The organism is Rhizobacter sp. P3_B12 (genome assembly GCF_056402895.1).
The window spans coordinates 1-2,607 of sequence record NZ_JBFUGN010000879.1 but is presented as its reverse complement, the minus strand read 5'-3'; the positions used below and the strand labels follow the sequence as shown (position 1 = coordinate 2,607).

The 2,607-nt window shown below is 70.0% G+C and carries 2 protein-coding genes and 1 pseudogene; all 3 read left to right on the top strand.

The window, feature by feature from the left end:
- The first annotated feature begins 46 nt into the window (after positions 1-46).
- Entirely contained in the window at positions 47-1,375 is a 1,329-nt protein-coding gene (locus AC1D01_RS29450; RefSeq protein WP_477872737.1) for a hypothetical protein, read from the top strand.
- Complete coding sequence (locus AC1D01_RS29445) at positions 1,372-2,421, top strand: glycoside hydrolase family 26 protein (RefSeq protein ID WP_477872735.1); 1,050 nt, start codon at positions 1,372-1,374, stop codon at positions 2,419-2,421. The genes AC1D01_RS29450 and AC1D01_RS29445 overlap by 4 nt, the downstream gene beginning before the upstream one ends.
- A pseudogene (locus AC1D01_RS29440) lies at positions 2,418-2,607 on the top strand (hypothetical protein); the annotation flags it as partial. The gene AC1D01_RS29445 and the pseudogene AC1D01_RS29440, both read left to right, overlap by 4 nt.

Below are 2,607 nucleotides of genomic sequence, written 5' to 3'. Positions count from 1 at the left end.
GGCCAGCAGGTTGCAAGCGCTTGCACGGCAGGCTATCGTGCCGGCCATGAAGCCGACATGCATTCCTCCCCCCACTCCCCTCCGTTCGGTCGCTCGCTGCGTCGGCGTCTTCGCCCTCACGGTGGCGAGCTGGGCGAACGCGCAGGTCGCCACGGTGCGCATCGACCCCACGCGCGCCGGCCCGGCCGTCAACCGGCAGGTGCTGTCTGGTTTCAATTTCGGCAACTGGATGTCGGTGACGGAATTCCGCGAGGAGATCGCCAAGGTTCCGGCCGCTGCGCTGCGCTTTCCCGGGGGGAACATCGGCGACGAACACGACATGGACGAGCCGACGCTGGATGCCTTCAAGTCGCTGCTGTCGCAGATCGCGGGCGAACGCGAGCTGCTCGTGCAGACACGCGTGTTCGAGGGCCGGCCCGACCGCCCCGCCGCCAACACGCCGCAGGACGCGGCCCGTGCCGTGCGCATGGCCCGCGCCCGCGGACTGAACGTCAGGATCTGGGAGATCGGCAATGAGCCCGACCTCTTCAGCACCGTGCGCGGCGACCCGAGCTGGACGGTCCAGCGCTATTGCGACGTCTTCCGCGCGCAGGCCGCGGCGATTCGCCGCGAAGACCCGAAGGCCTTGATCGCCGGCCCCGCCGTCTCCGGTGCGCAGCCCGGCGCACCGCTCTTCCTCGAACGCTTCGTCGCGTTGTGCGGCGACGTCGTGGACATGCTCACCTGGCACATCTACCCCACCGAAGGCGACGGCACCGAAGAGGCTGCGCTCGCCACGGTGGTCGAGGTCGACCGCTCGACCGCGCGCTTCTCCGCGTTGTGGAAGGACCGCTCGCGCAACCCGCTCGGCCACAAGCGGAGCATCCGCTTCGGCGTGACGGAGTACGGCCTGTCGTGGCGCACCGATCGGCCGCGCTTCCTGTCCGACCAGGTGGGTGCGATGTGGGCGGCCGAATCGGCCTTGCGCATGGCGCAGCAAGGGGTGAACCTGGCCCACTACTTCGCCTACATGGGCACCGGATTCCACGGGCTGCTGGACACGGGCGGCGTGCCGCGCCCGACCTACTACGGCTTCGGCCTGCTGGGCGAGCTGGATGGCTCCTTCGTCGAAGCGGCGAGCAGCGACTCGATGCTGTGGGCCCATGCGACGAAGAAGGGTTCGCAGCTTCAACTCGTGCTGTTCAACACCCGCACGCAGCCCCAGCCGGTGCGCATCGACGGCCAGGCCGCGCTGACGTTCAAGGACGCACGCTTCTTCGACGCCGGCATCGCGGAAGAGGAGAAGCCGTTGCAGCCGCTCGCCGCGCAGGCGGGACGCACGATCACCCTGCCCGCCCGCTCGATGGCGATCGTCCGGCTGGAGTTGGCACCATGAGGGCCGACCAGCTCCTGCGCCGCCGCCTGCTCGCCGCTTCGGCGCTCGGCGTGGGCCTGCCGGCCTGCGGCGGTGTGCCGAAGAAGGTGTCGAAGCTCGACGACGGCCTGGCCTTGCCGGTCCTCATCGACCGCGACGAGGACGGCAGCCGCGGCATCTTCTTCGGCATCTTCCGCGAGACCGCGTTGCCCGATCTGCTGGACGACGCGCAAGCCGACCTGCGCCGCCAGCCTGCGGCCGCGATGTGGTTCACACGATTCGGCGCGTCGTTCCCGGAGTCGCAGATCCGCTACCTCGCGCAGCGCGGCGTGGCGGCGCAAGTGACCTGGGAGCCCTGGGGCTTCGACAACAGCCCGGTGGCGCTCGCCGACATCGTCGCAGGCAAGTGGGACGCGACCATCGACGCCTGGGCGCAAGGCGCGGCGCGCGTCGACCTCCCCTTCATGCTGCGCGTGGGCCATGAGTTCAATGGCGACTGGTACCCCTGGTGCCTGGGGAAGAACGGCCGCCAGCCCCAGCTCTTCGCGCGGGCCCACCGCCACATCGTCGAGCGCTTTCGGGCGGCCGGCGCAAACAAGGTGCGCTGGGTCTGGTGCTTCAACAACGACAGCACGCCCGCGGAGTCCTGGAACGACCCGCGCGCGGCCTACCCCGGCGACGAGTATGTCGACTGGATCGGCATCGACGGCTACAACTTCGGCACCAGCCAGAGCTGGTCGCACTGGACGCCCTTCAGCCAGGTCTTCGGCCGCGCGGTCGCGATGGCCCGCGAGATCGCGCCGTCCAAGCCCATCGTGCTGGCCGAACTCGGCTGCTCCGAAACCGGCGGCGACAAGGCGGCATGGATCGAGCGCATGTTCAGCGACCTCGAGACGCTGCCCAACGTGCGGGCCTTCACCTGGTTCGACGTCATCAAGGAGACCAGCTGGGCGCTGAGCTCCAGCAACGACAGCTGGCTCGCCGCCATCCATGGCCTTCGCCGCGCGTCCATCCGCGGCAACGGGAACGCGCTGCTGTCCATCACCACCACGAGGAAACCGGCATGAACACCAGAAACGCCGCGGGCCATGCATGGCTCGCCGGAACGATCGTCGCCGCGCTCGCGGCGGGCTGCGCCATGCGGCCCGCGCCGACCAAGGCAAGCGCGGGCGCCGGCGCAGTGCGCACGCCATCGACCGCAGCGGCCGAGCCGGCCGTCGACGGCAGCCGCCTCGTGCTCGCGACCCTGAAGG